Genomic DNA, 17,763 nt, shown 5'->3' with positions numbered 1-17,763 from the left:
ATGCGCTGCCGCGAAGCGAGGTCGTGGCCTGTGCATGTGAAACGCCGGCCGGCGGCCGGCGCTTCACATGCGGTTGTCGGCGGGATGCTAGCCGGCACTGAGCCCCAGGCGGGCATCGATGTCCGTGACGATGATGTCGAAGATCTGATCGATCTCGCCGAGGCCCGACACGCGAATGAGTTCGCCACGGTCGGTATAATACTCGATCAGCGGTTTGGTCTGGGCGTCGTAGACGTCGAGACGGGCGCTGATGGTTTCCTCGTTGTCGTCGGTGCGATGCTGCAGTTCGCCGCCGCACTGATCACACACGTTCTCGGTTTTCGGCGGATTGGTGTAGGCGTTGAACACCGCCCCACAGTTCGTGCAGGTCAGGCGGCCGAGTAGCCGCTTCTTGAGAGTGTCGATTTCGACGTCGATGAGCAGCGCCACGTCGAGCGGCTGGCCGAGTTCGGCTAGTACGCCGTCGAGGGCCTCGGCCTGGGCGCGGTTGCGCGGGAAGCCGTCGAGTATGAAACCGGCGTCGGCGTCGGCGTCGGCCAGGCGCTCGCGAAGCATGCCGAGCACCACTTCGTCCGGTACCAGCTGGCCGGCATCCATGTAGCTCTTGGCTTCGCGCCCGAGTTCGCTACCCGCGGCGACGGCCGAGCGCAACAGATCGCCGGTGGATACCTGTGGTATCCCGTAGCGCTCGACCAGGCGCTTGCCCTGGGTCCCCTTGCCGGAGCCCGGTGCGCCCAACAAAACGATTCTCATCGGGTGGATTCCTCTATATATGCCTAAAAGTTGAGCGGGCACTATATACCGCCAGCCCGGTGGGGGTGCAAGCCGACCCCTGTGCGGTGTTTTGGAAATGGCTATGGCAACACGTCCTGAAATGGGGGGTGGCGGAAGGGGGCGGCAGTGCGAGGGGGGAAGTCCGTTTTTGCCACTTTGAACGCGCGCCGAACCAAGAAATGCGGTCTGTTTCGGTGTTGCCGTATCTCACGCGCTATTTTGATCCGGGTTCTGAATTACTCCTGTCCGAGCGGTTATACTGGCAAGCTCCATGGACGGGACCGGCGTTTGCGCAAAAGGTCCCTAAAAATGCCGCAATCCGGGCCGACGGGTCCGGCTTCAAGTCAAAGGATGGTCTTTATGAGTCTCGCAAATGTCCCGGCCGGCAAGGCCCTGCCCGACGATTTCAACGTCGTCATCGAAATTCCCGCTCTGGCGTCTCCGGTTAAGTACGAGGTGGACAAGGACAGCGGCCTGCTGATGGTCGATCGCTTCATGAGCACCTCCATGGTGTATCCGTGCAACTATGGTTTTGTGCCGCAGACGTTGTCCGAGGACGGCGACCCGGTCGACGTGCTGGTGGTTACCCCGATCCCTCTGGTGCACGGCTGTGTGGTGCGTTGCCGTCCCCTGGGCATGCTGAAGATGACCGACGAGAAGGGACCGGATGCGAAGGTGATCGCCGTGCCGGTGGACAAGCTCTATCCGGGCTATGCCGACATCAAGGATGCCGATGGCCTGCCCGAGTTCCTGCTGGGCCAGATCAAGCATTTCTTCGAGCAGTACAAGGCGCTCGAGGCCGGCAAGTGGGTCAAGGTCGACGGCTTCGGCGATATCGATGCCGCGCGAGCCGAGATCAGCGCTTGCGCGGAGCGTTACACCGGCTGAGCGGACGGACCTGGGATGGCGCCGCATGGCGCCATCCGACAGCGGGAGGTCGTGGTGTGCGGCTTCCGACTTGAACGCTCGCCGCAAGCGGGCAGGATGAGCGAGAGTTGCGTCGAGAGTCGCTGAAGGACCCGATTCGGGAACGCCGCCAGTTCGTCTGGCGCGCCGTGGTCGCGGCGTTGATCGTGTTCGCCCTGTATGCCGGGGTGCTGAGCCGGCTGGTCGATCTGCAGGTGCTGCAGCATGCCCGGTATGCGGGGATGGCGCACGACAATCGCGTGCACATCGTCGCGTTGCCGCCGCCGCGCGGGCTGATCTACGACCGCCACGGCGTTCTGCTGGCCGAGAACGTGCCATCCTACAGCCTCGACGTGACGCCCGAGCAGGTGCCGGACATGGACGCCACGCTGCAGGCGCTCAAGAAGGTCGTGGCGCTTTCCGACGACGACATCCGCCGCTTCAAGTCCGAGGTGCGCGGCAAGTGGCCGTTCAAGTCGATCACCTTGCGCTTCAATCTGACGCCGGAGGAGGTTGCCCGTTTCGCTGTGCAACGCTATCGCTTCCCCGGTGTGGACATCGAGGCGCGGCTGCGCCGCTACTACCCCTTCGGCGGTGTGATGGTCGATGCGGTCGGTTACGTGGGCCGCATCGATCTCAAGGAACTGAAGTCGGTCGATGCGCAGAACTACGAGGGCACCAGCCACTTCGGCAAGACCGGCATCGAGCGCTATTACGAGAGCCGGCTGCACGGCAAGGTCGGCTATGACCAGATCGAGGTCAATGCCAAGGGCCGTCAGATCCGCGTGCTGTCACATCATCCGCCGGTGCCTGGCGAGGATCTGGTGCTCAGTCTGGACGCCGGGCTGCAGCAGGCCACGGTGAACGCGATGAAGGGCCGAGAAGGTGCGGCGGTGGCCATCGATCCGCGCAATGGCGGTGTGCTCGCCCTGGTCAGTTCGCCGAGCTACGATCCGAACTGGTTCGTGGACGGCATTTCCAGCGCCCGCTACAAATCCCTGCGCAATAACTCGCGGCGTCCGCTGTTCAACCGCGCCCTGGCCGGGCAGTATCCGCCGGGTTCGACTATCAAGCCGTTCATGGCCCTGGCCGGGCTGCAGAACGGCATCGTCACTCCGGACCAGCAGGTCTACGCCGGACCGTACTGGCAGATCCCGGGTGATCCCGCGCAGCGCAAGTACCGCGACTGGAAGTACGGCGGCCACGGCCTGACCGACGTGGCCAAGGCGATCACCGAGTCGGCCGACACCTATTTCTATCAGTTGGCCTTCCACCTCGGCATCGACAAGATGCACTCGTTCCTGACGCAGTTCAGGCTTGGCCAGCCGACGGACATCGACACCATGGGCTCACGTTCCGGGCTGCTGCCTTCGCCGCAGTGGAAGCGGCGTACGCGGGGCCATGTGTGGTATCCGGGCAATACCGTGGTGGCCGGCATCGGCCAGGGCTTCATGCTGACCACGCCGCTGCAGCTCGCCTCGGCCACCGCCACGTTGTCGATGCGCGGCGAGGGTTTCCGGCCGAGGCTGCTGCGAGCGGCGCGTGACCCGCTGAGCGGCGCCATCGCCGCTGCGCCGAGCACCGCGCTGGCGCCGGTCAAGCTGCGCAGCAGTGCCTACTGGAACAGCGTCATCACCGGCATGACGCAGGTCACGCAGAAGCGCGACGGCACGGCCTGGCGCGTGTTTCAGGGCTTTCCGTACGTGGTGGGCGGCAAGACCGGCACCGCGCAGGTAACCTCGCAGCGCTACTCGGACGAGGCGGACGAGTCGAAGATTCCCTACAAGCTGCGCGACAACGGTCTGTTCATCGCCTTTGCGCCCGCCGATCATCCGCTGATCGCGGTCGCGGTGGTGGTGGAACACGGTGGCGGCGGCAGCCGCAGCGCGGCGCCGGTGGCGCGCGAGATGATCGACTACTATCTCGCCCACAACACGCTGCGCAAGAAGGGGCGACTGGTGCTCAAAGCCAATGTGCCGCATGACCTGCATCTGCAGTTGACGCAATCCCCCTCGGGCGGCGTCGCGGCCCGGCCACAGGTGAACACTCATGGCACGCATTGATCTGCCCGGCGCGGCCGCCGGCCCCGGGCGCCTGTTGCGCTGGCTGCATTTCGACGGCGTTCTGCTGTTGGCGGTGCTCACGCTGATCGGGCTGGGCCTGGCGATTCTCTACAGCGCCGCCGGCGAAAACGTGGCCATGGTCTCGCGCCAGGGCATGCGTCTGATGATTGCGCTCGGGGTGATGGCGCTGGTGGCGCAGGTGCCGGCCCACCAGTTGCGGCGGCTGACGCCGTGGCTTTACCTCGGCGGCCTGCTGCTGTTGGTGCTGGTGTTGGTCATGGGCGAGGTCGGCAAGGGCGCGCAGCGCTGGCTCGATCTGGGCGTGGTGCGATTCCAGCCCTCCGAAGTGATGAAGCTTGCGGTGCCGATGGCGGTGGCCTGGTTCTTCGCCGAGCGGCCGCTGCCGCCGCGCGGGCGCGATCTGCTACTGGCCGGCCTGATCGTGGCCCTGCCGGCAGCGCTGATCGCCAAGGAACCGGATCTGGGAACCGCGCTGCTGGTGGCCATGGCGGGCTTCTTCGTGATTTTCCTGTCCGGCGTGCGCTACCGCCTGCTCGCGATCCTGTTCGGGCTGGGACTGGCCGCCCTGCCGGTGCTGTGGCACTTCATGCACGGCTACCAGCGCGACCGCGTGCTGACCTTTCTCAATCCCGAGCGCGATCCGCTGGGCACCGGCTACCACATTATCCAGTCCATGATTGCGGTCGGCTCCGGCGGGATCTACGGCAAGGGCTGGCTGAACGGCACCCAGGCGCAGCTCGACTTCCTGCCCGAGCGCTCGACCGATTTCATCTTCTCGGTGTTCGGGGAGGAGTTCGGCCTGCTCGGCGCCGGCGTGCTGCTGGCGTTGTACGTGTTCATCGTACTGCGCGGGCTGCACATTGCGCTCAAGGCGCAGGATACCTATGCCCGGCTGCTGGCCGGCAGCTTGAGTCTGACCTTTTCGGTCTACGTGTTCGTTAACGTCGGCATGGTCATCGGGCTGCTGCCCGTGGTGGGCGTGCCGCTGCCGCTGGTGAGCTACGGCGGCACTTCCATGGTGACCCTATTGGCCGCTTTCGGTATGCTCATGAGCATACACTCGCACCGCAGACTGGTGGCGCATTGAACCCGATAACGCAATTTCCCCGCATTGTGCGGAGCGCTTTTTCGAGCCTGGCATTCGTGCTGCTGCTGACCGGCTGCGCCACCTCCAGGGCGGAACTCGCCAAGCCTGCGGCAGGCGCATTCGCGCAGCGGCCGCAGGTGCGCGAATTCATTGACCGCATGGTCAGCCAGGATGGTTTCGACAAGGCGCAGCTGCAGACGCTGTTCGCCAAGGTCCAGCTCCAGCCGGGGGTGATCGAGGCGATGGAGCGTCCCGCCGAGGCCAAACCCTGGTACGAATACCGGCACATCTTCCTGACGCAGGCGCGTATTCAGGGGGGAGTGGCGTTCTGGAAGGCGCATCGGGAAGCGCTCGAAAGAGCCCAGGCGACCTATGGCGTGCCGCCGCAGATCGTCACCGCCATCATCGGCGTGGAGACCTACTACGGACGCCGCATGGGGCGCTGGCCGGTATTCGATACCCTGGCCACCCTGGGCTTCGACTATCCGCCGCGCGCCGAATTTTTCCGCCGCCAGCTTGCGCAGTACCTGCTGCTGGCCAAGGAGGAGGGCTTCGATCCGCTCGTGCCCAAGGGTTCGTATGCCGGCGCCATGGGGCAGGGACAGTTCATCCCCAGCAGCTACCGCCACTACGCGGTTGATTTCGACGGCAACGGCCAGCGCAACCTGTGGACCGATACGGACGACGCGATCGGCAGCGTGGCCAATTATTTTGCCGAACATGGCTGGAAAAACGGCGGCAGCGTGGCCGTGCCAGCGCGGGCCAAGGGTGATCCCTATGCCGATCGGCGGCCCTCGCTCAAGCCTTCTCTCAGCGCGGCGCAACTGCGCGCACAGGGCATTGCGCCGCAGCATCCGCTGGCGGGCGAGGGGCCGTTCAGCGTGATACGTCTCGATAGCCGCAACGGGCCCGAATACTGGGTCGGCGAGCACAATTTCTACGTTATCACACGCTACAACCACAGTCCGCTCTATGCGATGGCGGTGTATCAGCTGAGCCAGGCCATCCTGTCCGCTCATCGGCAGTCGCTTTCCGCCGGAACGCGGACCACCAGCGCGGGGCACGCGACAGGACACAAGCAGCTTGCCCAGTAGCACGGTGAGTACCCGGTCGGCGGTGTATCGGTTGCGCACGCTGCGCCTGCCCGCGGCGCTGGGAACCTTGCTGCTGCTATCGGCCTGCGCCAGCGCACCTCCGCAACGCTACGCGCTGCAGTCCGGCGCGCCGGCCTACAACCAGTCGTACGTCGTGCACGGCACGCGCTATTACGTGCTGCCCAGTGCGCAAGGCTACGACAAGCGCGGTGTTGCCTCCTGGTACGGGCCGAAGTTCCACGGCAGAAAGACCTCCACCGGCGCGCGCTACAACATGTACGCCATGACCGCGGCCAGCCGCGATCTGCCGCTGCCGACCTGGGTGCGGGTGACCAATCTCGAAAACGGCCGCCAGGTGGTGGTTAAGGTCAACGACCGCGGTCCCTTCGTGCCCAACCGCATCATCGATCTGTCGTATGCCGCCGCCAAGCAGCTGGACATGATCCGCAAGGGCACTGCCCTGGTCGAGGTGCAGGCGATCGACCCGCAGAACCCGGCGATCAATCCCCCGCCGCCGAAAGACGTTGCGCACGGTGGCGAGGTACCGCACCTGTACCTGCAGGTCGGTGCGTTCGCGAGCATGAGCAATGCCAACAGCTTCAAGGCCCAACTGGCCGCGCGCGGCCTGGGGCCGCTGGTGGTACAGGCCGGTACCACCAGCGGCGGACGCACGCTTTACCGCGTTCGCCTGGGACCGCTGGCGGATGTGAATGCGTTGGACGCGGCCACGGAACATATGCGTGCGCTCGGCATCAAAGGGTTCCGTGTGACTGTGGACTGACCGTCCGGCGTAGCCCGCGCAAGGTCGTCCCACACGGCAGGCGGCAGCCCCAGCCGTCAATTTCGATCGAGGTCCCTGGCATGCGTAGATCCATCCGGCTCGCATTGGTTTTCCTGTTCGCCTTTCCGTGCAGTGCGGCATTCGCTTCCGTTGCCGCGCCCCAGACACCCTTCGTCGTGCCGCCGGTTCCGGCACTTGGCGTGCGTTCCTACGTGCTGCTCGATGCCCGTACGGGCCAGATCCTGGCGCAGCAACGTCCCGACGCACGCGTAGCGCCGGGCGGGGCGGCCAAACTGATGACGGCCTATGTGGTCTTTCAGGAGCTGCGAGCGGGGCGCGTACGGCTGAGCAGCCGGCTGCGCATCAGCCGCACGGCGTGGCATCAGCCTGGCGCGAGAATGTTCCTGAAGCCCGGCGCCGAGGTCAGCGTCAACGATCTGCTGCAAGGCTTGTTGGTCGATGGGGGCAACGATGCCGCGGTCGCTCTGGCCGAGGGTGTGGCCGGTACACGCGCAGGCTTCGTCAGCCTGATGAACGACTACGCCCGCGAGCTTGGGCTCGCCAACACGCACTTCACCAATGTGACCGGGCTTCCCTCTGCGCAGCTCTACACCTCCGCGCTGGATCTGGCCAGGCTGTCGCGGGATCTGCTGGTGCAATTCCCCGAATATGCGCACTACTTCGCGCAGAAGAGTTTCCGCTGGAGCGGAATCACCCAGTACAACTACGACAAGCTGCTGTGGCGCGATCCGAACGCGGTCGGTCTGGCGCCCGGCTATGCCGGTCGCGCTGCAGGCTACTGCATGGCCGCGGGCGCCACCCGCGAGCACACGCAGCTGATCGCGGCGGTGATGGGCATGGCGCCGCAGGCGGGAGCGTCACTGGCCCGGAACCTGAACACGCTCGCGCGGGTGAGCGAGGCGCTGCTGGCCTACGGCTTCCGCTTCTATACGACGCATGAACTCTACAAGTCCGGTACCACGGTCGGCAGTCTGCGGGTGATCGGGGGTGCACAGCGCAAGATTTCCGTGGGGCTCGACCAGCCGCTGTACGTGACCGTGCCCAGCGGCGAGTACTCCGCCCTCAGCGCCAAGGCCGAGTTCGTCCATGACCCGAAGGCGCCGGTCTCCAAGGGCCAGAGGCTCGGCCGCCTGGTCGTCCGTCTGGCCCACAAGTCACTGACGAGTGCGCCGGTGGTGGCGCTGGTCGCCGACCCTCGAGGCAATCTCTGGCAGCGCCTGAACGACGACGTGGTCGACTGGCTGCACAGCCAGAAGGCCTGAAAGCCACGCTGAAGCTCGGCCGATCTGCTCCATCGCCTGGCTGGCGGATATGTCTAGGACGCTGCATTCCTCGCGCTTGGGCCTGGTGTTGTCCGCCACGGGCCTGCTCGCCGCCTGTGCCTCCGCGCCGGCGCCGCGCATGGCAGCGCTGTCTTCGCCGCCGGCAAGACGGGCTCATGCCGCCTACAACCGTTCCTATGTGGTGCACGGCAGACGCTACCGCGTCCTGCCCGCCTGCGCGGGTTACGAACAGCGAGGTATCGCCTCCTGGTACGGCCCAGGCTTCAACGGCCACCGCACCTCCACCGGCGAGGTGTACAACATGTACGGCCTGACCGCGGCCAGCAAGGTGCTGCCGCTGCCGTGCTGGGTGCGCGTGACCAATCTACGCAACGGTCGCCAGGTGGTGGTCAAGGTCAACGACCGCGGACCGTTCGTGGCCAATCGCATCATCGACCTGTCCTACGCCGCCGCCCGGCGGCTTCACATGGTCGGCACGGGCACCGCCATCGTCGAACTGCAAGCGATCGATCCGGGCCGCTCGGCCGCCAATCCCCCGCCACCACGCGCCGAGACCCGGGGTGCGCCCAGTCCGCGGCTGTTCCTGCAGGTTGGCGCCTTCGCCAGCCAAGCCCATGCCGCGCATCTGGCCACCGCATTGAAGGATCTCGGTTTTGGCCCGGTGATGGTTGATCCGTTGCTGCGCGCGAGCAAACGAACCCTGTACACCGTGCGCCTGGGACCGCTGGCCGATGTCGGTGCGCTGGATGCCGCCACGCAGAAAATGAGCGCGGTCGGCATACACGGATTCCGGGTCCGGGTCCGGGTCGAATGACGCAGATGTAACTCGAAACCCCAGGAGGCAGGCTGTAGAATCCACCCCTCAGTCGAATCTGCCTTCATCAAGTCCGTCAGCCCAAGGTCGTTATCCTATGAGGAAGTCCGTGCGCCGCTTGTTCCTGGTTCTGTTCTCCTGCCTGTCCGTTCTGTTCATGCCGCTAACGCCGGCCAATGCGGCCCAGGGGCCCGCTGCGCTGCCGGTGCCGATTCCGCAGATGCCGCCGCTCGGCGCCAGGGCCTACGTGCTGATGGACTATCAGAGCGGCCAGCTCCTGGTGGAGAAGAACCCCAACGAGCACATGGCACCGGCCAGCACCACCAAGCTGATGACCGCCTACGTGGTGTTCCAGGAGCTGAAGTCCGGCCGGATCACCCTGGACACCAAGTTCCGGGTCAGCGAAAAGGCCTGGCGCCAGGGCGGCTCGCGCATGTTCCTCAAGCTTGGCTCCGAGGTCACGGTCAACGACTTGCTGCAGGGTCTGCTGATTCCCTCCGGCAACGATGCGGCGATGACGCTCGCCCAGGGCATCGCCGGCACCTCCGACGCCTTCGTCGCCCTGATGAACAGCTACGCCAAGCATCTCGGCCTGGCCAACACGCACTACACCGACCCGACCGGCCTGCCCAACCCGGGCCTGTATACCTCGCCGCTCGACCTGGCCAAGCTGTCGCGCGCAATCATCCGGCAGTTTCCCGAGTACTACCACTACTTCAGTCAGAAAGAATTCACCTGGAACAACATCAAGCAGTACAACTACAACAAGCTGCTGTGGCGCGACTCGACCGCCGATGGCCTCAAGACCGGCTACACCAAGGCGGCCGGCTATTGCCTGGCGTCTTCGGCCAAGCGCGGCGACACGCGCATGATCGCGGTGGTGATGGGCGCCAACAAGCCCAAGGCCTCTAGCGAAGCCAACTACCTTAATCTGGCCCGCCTGGACGGCGCGCTGCTCAACTACGGCTTCCGCTTCTACTCGACCCACAAGCTCTACGACGCCGGCAAGTCGCTGACCGGGGCGCGCATCTGGCAGGGCGCGAAGCAGAAGATCCAGCTCGGCCTTGCCAACACGCTGTACGTGACCGTACCCAGCGGCCAGTATTCGCGGTTGAAGGCGGAAATGAACCTGCCCGGCAAGCTGAGCGCGCCGGTCGCCAAGGGGCAGTCCATCGGCCAAGTGGTGGTCAAGCTGGGCGACCGCATCGTGGCCAAGGCGCCGCTGGTCGCGCTGGAGGCCGATCCGCGCGGCAACCTGTGGCAACGCGTGCGCGACACCGTCCTGCAATGGTTCAAGAAGTAGCGGATGACTGAATTGGCCGAGGTCTACCTCGACGGACATTTCCTGCCGGCCGGTGAGGCGCGGGTGTCTGTGCTCGACCGCGGCTTTCTGTTCGGCGACGGCGTTTATGAGGTCGTGCCGGTCTACGGCGGACATCTATTCCGCCTCGGCCAGCATCTCGACCGGCTCGGCGCGAGTCTGGCCGCGGTGGGTATCGCCGATCCCTACGATCGCCCCCGCTGGGAGGCGCTTTTCGCCGAGTTGGCGGACCGGGCGGGGCCGGACGATCACTCGGTCTACCTGCAGATTACCCGCGGCGCCGACGTGCGCCGCGACCACGTCTATCCGCCTGACCTGAAGCCTACGGTGTTCGCCATGAGCAGCCCGCTCAGCGGGCCGCCGGCCGAGCAACTGGTGCGCGGCCTGAGCGTACGGACCCTGGAGGACATACGCTGGGACCGCTGCGACATCAAGGCCATCACCCTGCTGGCCGCCGTCATGCTGCGGCAGGCCGCACGCGAGGAGGGCGCCGACGACGCCGTGCTGCTGCGCCACGGTTTCGCATTGGAAGGCACCGCGAGCAGCCTGTTCGTGGTGCATGACGGAGTGTTGAGAACGCCGCCCAAGAGCCGGCATTTGCTGCCTGGGGTGACGCGGGATCTGGTGATCGAACTGGCCCGGGCCAACGGCTTGGCGTGCATTGAGGAGTCCATTCCGGAAACGGTGTTGCGCCGCGCGGACGAAATCTGGCTGAGCAGCTCGACACGCGAGGTCATGCCGGTCACGCGGCTCGACGGAGAGGCGGTGGGCGACGGCTTGCCGGGAGCGGTCTGGCAACACATGCACGGCTGGTATCAGGCGTGCAAGGCGCGTTTGCGCAGCGGCAGCGAGAGCTGCTGAAGGGAGATGAGATGAGCGACGACGACATCACGCAAGAAGAACTGTTGTGGGATTTTCCCTGCGACTTTCCCATCAAGGCCTTTGGCCCTGCCGTGTCCGAGTTTCCAGAACTGGTGCTCGAGATGGTGCGCTGCCATGCGCCTGAGACTCCCGATACGGCCATGAGCTGCAAGACCAGCAGCGGCGGCCGCTACTACAGCGTCACCGTGGTCGTGCGGGCCACCAGCCGCGAGCAGCTCGACGAGATCTACCGCCTGCTGACCTCCAGCGAACTGGTGACCATGGCGCTGTGAACGCCGCGATGCCGGACCCGGAGCGCAGCCAGGCGGCCGATACGCTGCAAGTGCATTACATGGGGCGGCGCCCTTACGCGCCGGTGTGGCATGCGATGCAGGATTTCACTGACGCGCGCACGCCGGACACCTCGGACGAATTCTGGATGCTGGAGCATCCTCCGGTGTTCACCCTCGGCCAGGCCGGACGCAGCGAGCATGTGCTGGCGCCCGGAGACATCCCCGTCGTGCATATCGACCGCGGCGGACAGGTGACCTACCATGGTCCCGGCCAGCTGGTGGTCTACACTTTGCTGGATCTGCGCCGCCGCCGGCTGGGTGTGCGCGCCCTGGTCGAAACCCTCGAACAGGGCGTCGTCGACATGCTTGCGGACTATGGCGTGCAGGCGCAGCCCCGGCGCGATGCTCCCGGCGTGTACGTCGAGGGGCGCAAGATCGCCGCGCTCGGCCTGCGTGTGCGGCGCGGCTGCAGCTACCACGGGCTGGCGCTCAACGTGGACATGGACCTGGAACCCTTCCAACGCATCAACCCCTGCGGCTACCGCGGAATGGAAGTCACCCAACTGGCCGATTTCGGCATTCGCCTGAGCTGGCAGGAGGCCGCGCAGGCACTGGCAGGCAAGTTGGCGGAGGGGCTGGGTTATCCGTCTCCGAACATTGCGACAATGGAATCGAACAATGAGTGAAACGACCACAGGCAGGGCGGTGCGCGGCGTCAAGCAGCGCGGCGCCGAGAAGATGGCCCGCATACCGGTCAAGATCGAGCCGAGCGAGCGCATCGAACGTAAACCGGACTGGATCCGCGTGCGTGCGCCGGCCGGGCCGGCCGTGCAGCGCCTGAAAAAGGTGCTGCGCGAGCAGGCCTTGCACACCGTGTGCGAAGAGGCCGCCTGCCCCAACCTCGGCGAGTGCTTCAACCACGGTACCGCCACCTTCATGATCATGGGCGATATCTGCACCCGCCGCTGCCCGTTCTGCGACGTCGCCCACGGCCGTCCCGAGGCGCTGGATCCCGAAGAGCCGATGCACCTGGCGCGCACCGTGCAGGCCATGGGCCTGCGCTACGTGGTGATCACCTCGGTCGACCGCGACGACTTGCGCGACGGCGGCGCGGGCCATTTCGCCGACTGCATCCGCGAGGCCAGGGCGCTCACGCCGGGGCTCAAGGTCGAAGTGCTGGTGCCCGATTTCCGCGGCCGTCTGGAAGTGGCGCTGGAGCGCCTTGCCGAGGCGCCGCCCGACGTGTTCAACCACAACCTCGAAACCGTGCCCCGGCTGTACCGCCAGTCCCGCCCCGGCGCCGACTACCAGTGGTCGCTGACGCTGCTGCAGCGTTTCAAGGCCGCGCACCCGGACGTACCGACCAAGTCGGGCCTGATGCTGGGGCTGGGCGAAGAGATCGATGAAGTCGAAGAGGTGATGCGCGACCTGCGTGCGCACGATGTCGACATGCTGACTCTCGGCCAGTACCTGCAGCCCTCGCGCCACCACCTGCCGGTGAGCCGCTTCGTGCATCCGGACGAATTCGAGCGCCTGCGGGAGGCTGGGGAGGCGATGGGCTTCACGCACGTGGCCAGCGGTCCGCTGGTGCGTTCCTCGTACCACGCCGACCAGCAGGCCGCCGGCGTGGTCTGAAGGCCGGAGTCCTCAGGATGCAGGTCGCGCCGCTCCATGTATTGCTCAGCGCACTGGTGTCGCTGCCCCTCATGCCCTGGCTGCTGACCCTTCTCGGTCTGTTGCTCGCGCTGCGCTGGCGCCGTGCGGGCTGGGTGTTGGCGCTGTTCGGCCTGGTGCTGATGTATTGCACCAGCGTGCCGGCGCTGGTCTATCCCGTGGCGGAATACTGGTCGCGCGTGATCGTGCCGACGCCGCCGGCCGGGGCTCAGGCCATCGTCGTGCTCGGCGCCGGCCGCTCGCAGGCGCCGGAATACGGTCATCGCGACGGCATCAACCGGCTGGCCGCGCAGCGTCTGCGCTACGCCGCCTGGCTGGCGCGGCGAACCGGGCTGCCGATTCTGGTCAGCGGCGGGCTCAGCCACGATGGCAAACGTGCCTCGGAGGCGCAGCTCATGCAGCGGTCGCTGCAACGAGATTTTCGGGTCAAGGTACGCTGGCTGGAGGGTGACAGCGCCAATACCTGGGAAAACGCGCGCAATTCGGCGCGCATACTCAAGCCGTTGGGAATCGATCGCATACTGCTGGTGACTCAGGCGTGGAGCCTGCCGCGGGCAATGTGGTCGTTTCGCAAGGCGGGACTGACGCCTTTGCCTGCACCCGCTGGCTACATGCTGCCGACCCCGGGCACTTATGGCTGGAGCGCTTGGCTACCGAATGCCCGTGCGGCACATGGTGCAAGTTTGCTGTGGCACGAGATGTTGGGCATGTTGTGGTATCGCCTGCACTACGGTTAGGGGTAGGGTGCGATGGTCGATTCCCGGTCAGGCTTCGGTTCGCGTCTTCGTCGGCCTTCGGGGCCCAAGTACTCTCCCCCAGGAGCCCGTTGCCTCAGTCGCCCTGATCGCAAACACTGCCGACTTGCGGCCCACTCTTCCAGAAACCAGAATCGATTAGCCTCCGACGTCGGCCTAGAGACCGGCGCGGATTTCCCCGAAGCAGGAGATCCCCATGAAGTTCGAAACCACGGCCGTTCACGGCGGTTTTGCCGGCGATCCGCAGACCCATGCAGTCGCCGTGCCGATCTACCAGACCACCAGCTACTACTTCGACGACACTCAGCACGGTGCGGACCTGTTCGACCTGAAGGTGCCGGGAAACATCTACACCCGCATCATGAATCCGACCAACGACGTGTTGGAACAGCGTCTGGCGCAGCTTGAGGGCGGTATCGGAGGCCTCGCACTGGCTTCGGGCATGGCGGCGATCCACGCTACGGTGACCACGCTGGCGCGGGCCGGGCAGAACATCGTCAGTGTCAGCCAGCTCTACGGCGGCACCTACAATCTGTTCGCCCACTCGTTGCCGGCTTTGGGTATCGAGACGCGCTTCGCCGACGGCACCGACCCGCAGGCGCTGGCGGCGCTGATCGACGACAACACCCGCGCGCTGTTCTGCGAGAGCATCGGCAATCCGGCCGGAAACCTGGTCGACATCGCCGCGCTGGCCGATGTGGCGCATGCCGCCGGCGTGCCGCTGGTGGTCGACAATACGGTGGCGACGCCGGCGCTGTGGCGGCCGATCGAGCACGGTGCGGATATCGTGGTGCATTCGCTGACCAAGTACATGGGCGGGCATGGCACTACTGTGGCCGGCGGCATCGTCGACTCGGGCGAGTTCGAGTGGCAGGGCAATCCGCGCTTCCCGCAGTTCAACGAGCCCGATCCGGCCTATCACGGGGTGGTCTACGCCAAGGACTTCGGGGCAGCGGCCTTCATCGCCCGGGCGCGCACCGTGCCTCTGCGCAGTATGGGCGGCGCGCTGTCGCCGATGAACGCCTTCCTCATCATGCAGGGCATCGAGACTCTGAGCCTGCGCATGGAGCGCCACTGCGACAATGCGCAGGCCGTGGCCGAATTCCTGGATGCGCACGACAAGGTTTCGTGGGTGAACTACGCGGGCCTGCCGGGCGACCGCTTCCACGAGCTGGCGCTGCGCTACATGGGCGGCAAGGCCTCGTCCGTGCTGAGCTTCGGCATCCGCGGCGGGCGCGAGGCCGGGGCGCGCTTCATCGATGCGCTCGGTCTGATCAAGCGCCTGGTCAACATCGGCGACGCCAAGTCGCTGGCTTGCCATCCGGCCACCACCACGCACCGCCAGCTCAACGACGCCGAGCTGGCGACCGCAGGCGTCAGTCCGGACATGGTGCGCCTGAGCATCGGCATCGAGCACATCGACGACATCCTCGCGGATATCGGTCAGGCACTGGATCAGGCCTGAGCGCTTCGTCCTCCCCGGCCGGCGCCGCGCGCTGGCCGGGGCCGACCCTGCCGAGCGGATGCACCCGCCCGCGCTTTGCGAGACCATGGGCCGAACGTGTAGCACCAGCTCGCGAGCCAAGTCCGCCAGCCGCGCCTTGCCACGGGTTTCCAGCAAGGCCAGCAAGGCGGCGTCCCGCGGCCAGTCCGTTGTGGCATGAGATAGTGGTGATGGCGTGGAACCGAATGCATTACGGTTAATGGGCTGCGCGCTGCCGCGCACTTATTCAGTCAGTGTGTCCTGAGTCGTCGGGCTCGATGAACGCAGTTTCCTGTCGTACTATCCAAGCCATCATCGTTGGCGCCGCTCAGCGCCTTTCCCTTTCCTCGTCGCGGCACGTTCTTTCATCCGGGTGTGGCCTCTGAAGCGTTAGCAGGTAAATCGTGTCGACAAGTGCTTCCATGATCTGTTTCCACATGGTCGATCCTCCTGCTCGACAATGTGGGCGACTTGCGTATGTTGCTCAAACGACATTACGATCCGCATGAATTAACTTCAGATTATGTGATATGCGGCGTGGGCGTCTTCCCCTGATGGTGTTGCGGCCCTTCGAGGCAGCAGGACGAGCTGAAAGCATTTCCGGGGCGGCGGCAGAACTCAGCGTTTCACAAGCGGCCGTCAGCCGCCAGATCAAGGATCTTGAGGCGCAACTGGGCGTCAGGCTTTTCGAGCGCATTCATCGTGGCGTTCGCCTGACATGTGCAGGGCAGCGATTGCTCGCCGCACTTACGCAGGCGTTCGATGGAATCGACGACGCACTAGGCGAGATTCGCACACCCAAAGTGGAAACCATCTCGGTCAGCGCCGATCCATCCTTCGCTACCTGTTGGCTCGCGCCGCATCTGTCGGCGTTTTATGCGATCACACCCAATGCCGATGTGGTTCTGAACGCGGATATGCGACTGGTCGATTTCGGCAACGACGGCACGACGCTCGCCATCCGATACGCAAAAGAGCCTTCCAACTGGCCCAGGACCGAGGCGCGCAAAAATCTGCGATGTTCGGCTTTCCGCCTATCTTTCACCGGCGCTGACGGAATCCGTCGACCTCAATGCGCCCTCGGACCTTTTGTCCCTGCCTCGGCTTCACGAGGATAGCCGCGACGATTGGCGATTCTGGTTTGACGCTGCCGGTGCAGCGCCTCCCATCTCGGAGCGCGGCGCCATGTTCAATGACAGCGCGGTGATGCTCCAAGCCGCAATCAGTGGCCAAGGTGCTGCGTTGATAGACGAATTGTTTGCCTTGAATGCCCTGGCGCGTGGTGAACTGATCCGGCCTTTCGATATTTTCATACCTGGAGGTTCGTACTGGTTGGTTAGCCGAAGCTTCGCCAATCTCACCGATGGAGCGCGCGGTTTTGCTGATTGGCTGGTGGAAAGCGTTAGGGCTGAGAATACGGAGATAAAGCTCAGCGGGCTTAACTGGGTTTGATTTCTGGTTGGTGTAATCGGGCTGCTTTTTTTGGACATACTAACAATTCGATTAACACATATAGTGATGCAATCGAAGGTGCTGACCGAAACCTTCAAGCGTAGGTGAAAATCGAAAACTTTTCCTGAAAGTGCATTTTTTACGAGACTGTGATTGGTTATGGTTTGGTTTTCCACCATACGCCCTCTAGGATCTCCGTCGCCCGCCTCCAGTTTTTGTCGTAGTCTTTCATGTAATCAGCGATATGCTCACGGGCTCTTTCGATGAGTTTGGCTCGTTGGTTAGTGAGCATATCCTTGGCGTTCTCGTTTTCACGAAGAAGGCTTACGTTGCCTTTGGCGCCGTTACAAATCCGGCAGGAGAGCGCAAAGTTTCTTTCATCGATAACGTGTTCGTGAAATAACGACTGAGGCAATAGATGGTCGATCTCTGCGATTGCGTATCCGGCCCGAGACATAGTCAAGTCTCGTTCTCAATACTCACATCGGCCTCGCGCACGGACATAGGCAATTGCGGTCTCCTTGCGAAAACCTAATTCAGTTACGAGCGTCTCAATTGCTTGAGTGGAAGCCATGTGTATTTAGCCTCGTTGTTCGGGCCAAGACTTGCGGTAGCTAGCACCGGAACGTAGCAGAGGGAACCAAGAGCGGCACGCTTTTACAGAATTCGGTCGACTTGGTCTGCGCATATCAAGTCGGGCGCCCCGGGTACTCACAACGGAGACAGATCTTGCCTTTTGCCGTCATGCAAGCACCGAATGACCCGAAAGGCAACACCTCATGTGCGTGTTCGTGATGCCTGCTGGGCGAGGGACCGGCCGTGCAGGCAGGGTTGCAGATCGCGCGCCTGCGATTTCGCAAGCATTCCCGCGCACGCTTCATCAAAACGATAAATTCATATAATTCAGTTTCATAAGGCGCTTCTGCCACCTCCCCCCGGCGCCCGATGTTCCCCGCCAGCCGCAGATCGTTTCCTCTCGCCCTATAAACAATATTTCCCTTATGGTATTTATGGCCCTCGCGCAGGCACGCACTCGCCCGCGCGATCGGCCCCGGCAGCGCCCGGTGGCATCCCACGGCC

General features: G+C 64.5%; 18 protein-coding genes. 16 read left to right on the top strand and 2 right to left on the bottom strand.

Translation table 11 applies throughout. From position 1 onward, the window contains the following. Nucleotides 1-87: 87 nt before the first annotated feature. Complete coding sequence (locus P8014_RS05955) at nucleotides 88-753, bottom strand: adenylate kinase (protein WP_337816390.1); 666 nt, start codon at nucleotides 751-753, stop codon at nucleotides 88-90. A 381-nt stretch (nucleotides 754-1,134) separates the two neighbouring features. Here P8014_RS05955 and ppa point away from each other — a divergent pair, with 381 nt between their 5' ends. The 16 genes from ppa to P8014_RS05875 all read left to right on the top strand — a co-directional run bounded on the left by ppa (nucleotide 1,135) and on the right by P8014_RS05875 (nucleotide 16,683). Further along, nucleotides 1,135-1,662 carry an inorganic diphosphatase gene (gene ppa, locus P8014_RS05950; RefSeq protein ID WP_337816389.1) on the top strand — a complete coding sequence of 176 codons (528 nt, stop codon included), beginning with the start codon at nucleotides 1,135-1,137 and terminating at the stop codon, nucleotides 1,660-1,662. A gap of 107 nt (nucleotides 1,663-1,769) precedes the next feature. Beyond that, the gene (gene mrdA, locus P8014_RS05945) at nucleotides 1,770-3,743 is read left to right on the top strand and encodes a penicillin-binding protein 2 (protein ID WP_337816388.1); all 1,974 of its coding nucleotides are present in this window, start codon (nucleotides 1,770-1,772) and stop codon (nucleotides 3,741-3,743) included. Beyond that, a complete protein-coding gene (rodA, locus tag P8014_RS05940; RefSeq protein ID WP_337816387.1) occupies nucleotides 3,730-4,851 on the top strand; it encodes a rod shape-determining protein RodA in 1,122 nt (373 codons plus the stop codon). The genes mrdA and rodA overlap by 14 nt, the downstream gene beginning before the upstream one ends. Before the next feature lie 56 nt (nucleotides 4,852-4,907). After that, nucleotides 4,908-5,945: a lytic murein transglycosylase B gene (gene mltB / locus P8014_RS05935; protein WP_337816386.1), complete on the top strand. Its 1,038-nt coding sequence runs from the start codon at nucleotides 4,908-4,910 to the stop codon at nucleotides 5,943-5,945. Then, nucleotides 5,935-6,726 (top strand): septal ring lytic transglycosylase RlpA family protein, encoded by a 792-nt coding sequence (locus P8014_RS05930; RefSeq protein ID WP_337816385.1) that lies wholly within the window; start codon nucleotides 5,935-5,937, stop codon nucleotides 6,724-6,726. Before mltB ends, P8014_RS05930 begins: the two co-directional genes overlap by 11 nt. Before the next feature lie 80 nt (nucleotides 6,727-6,806). Continuing rightward, the gene (locus tag P8014_RS05925; protein WP_337816384.1) at nucleotides 6,807-8,009 is read left to right on the top strand and encodes a D-alanyl-D-alanine carboxypeptidase family protein; all 1,203 of its coding nucleotides are present in this window, start codon (nucleotides 6,807-6,809) and stop codon (nucleotides 8,007-8,009) included. A gap of 49 nt (nucleotides 8,010-8,058) precedes the next feature. Then, nucleotides 8,059-8,844 (top strand): septal ring lytic transglycosylase RlpA family protein, encoded by a 786-nt coding sequence (locus P8014_RS05920; RefSeq protein WP_337816383.1) that lies wholly within the window; start codon nucleotides 8,059-8,061, stop codon nucleotides 8,842-8,844. Nucleotides 8,845-8,953: 109 nt separating this feature from the next. After that, on the top strand, nucleotides 8,954-10,147 hold the full coding sequence (locus P8014_RS05915) for a D-alanyl-D-alanine carboxypeptidase family protein (protein WP_337816382.1): 1,194 nt from the start codon (nucleotides 8,954-8,956) through the stop codon (nucleotides 10,145-10,147). 3 nt (nucleotides 10,148-10,150) lie between these two features. Further along, nucleotides 10,151-11,026: a D-amino acid aminotransferase gene (locus tag P8014_RS05910; protein ID WP_337816381.1), complete on the top strand. Its 876-nt coding sequence runs from the start codon at nucleotides 10,151-10,153 to the stop codon at nucleotides 11,024-11,026. 11 nt (nucleotides 11,027-11,037) lie between these two features. Beyond that, on the top strand, nucleotides 11,038-11,319 hold the full coding sequence (locus tag P8014_RS05905; RefSeq protein ID WP_337816380.1) for a DUF493 domain-containing protein: 282 nt from the start codon (nucleotides 11,038-11,040) through the stop codon (nucleotides 11,317-11,319). Nucleotides 11,320-11,327: 8 nt separating this feature from the next. Further along, nucleotides 11,328-12,005 (top strand): lipoyl(octanoyl) transferase LipB, encoded by a 678-nt coding sequence (gene lipB, locus P8014_RS05900; RefSeq protein WP_337816500.1) that lies wholly within the window; start codon nucleotides 11,328-11,330, stop codon nucleotides 12,003-12,005. Continuing rightward, on the top strand, nucleotides 11,998-12,954 hold the full coding sequence (lipA, locus tag P8014_RS05895) for a lipoyl synthase (protein WP_337816379.1): 957 nt from the start codon (nucleotides 11,998-12,000) through the stop codon (nucleotides 12,952-12,954). Before lipB ends, lipA begins: the two co-directional genes overlap by 8 nt. Before the next feature lie 17 nt (nucleotides 12,955-12,971). Further along, the gene (locus tag P8014_RS05890) at nucleotides 12,972-13,730 is read left to right on the top strand and encodes a YdcF family protein (RefSeq protein WP_337816378.1); all 759 of its coding nucleotides are present in this window, start codon (nucleotides 12,972-12,974) and stop codon (nucleotides 13,728-13,730) included. Between the two features lie 214 nt (nucleotides 13,731-13,944). After that, nucleotides 13,945-15,213, top strand: a complete 1,269-nt coding sequence (locus P8014_RS05885) for an O-acetylhomoserine aminocarboxypropyltransferase/cysteine synthase family protein (protein WP_337816377.1) — start codon at nucleotides 13,945-13,947, stop codon at nucleotides 15,211-15,213. 572 nt (nucleotides 15,214-15,785) lie between these two features. After that, nucleotides 15,786-16,349, top strand: coding sequence for a LysR family transcriptional regulator (locus tag P8014_RS05880; RefSeq protein WP_337816376.1), 564 nt, complete (start codon nucleotides 15,786-15,788; stop codon nucleotides 16,347-16,349). Next, on the top strand, nucleotides 16,243-16,683 hold the full coding sequence (locus P8014_RS05875) for a LysR substrate-binding domain-containing protein (protein WP_337816499.1): 441 nt from the start codon (nucleotides 16,243-16,245) through the stop codon (nucleotides 16,681-16,683). The genes P8014_RS05880 and P8014_RS05875 overlap by 107 nt, the downstream gene beginning before the upstream one ends. A 157-nt stretch (nucleotides 16,684-16,840) precedes the next feature. Here the strand turns inward: P8014_RS05875 and P8014_RS05870 are convergent, their stop codons facing one another. Then, nucleotides 16,841-17,140 carry a hypothetical protein gene (locus tag P8014_RS05870; protein WP_337816375.1) on the bottom strand — a complete coding sequence of 100 codons (300 nt, stop codon included), beginning with the start codon at nucleotides 17,138-17,140 and terminating at the stop codon, nucleotides 16,841-16,843. Between the last annotated feature and the right edge of the window lie 623 nt (nucleotides 17,141-17,763).

This window comes from Acidihalobacter sp. (assembly GCF_037381185.1).
Classification (GTDB): Bacteria; Pseudomonadota; Gammaproteobacteria; order DSM-5130; family Acidihalobacteraceae; genus Acidihalobacter_A.
Note: the sequence above shows the minus strand (reverse complement) of the source record. Positions and strands in the feature narration are given on the sequence as shown.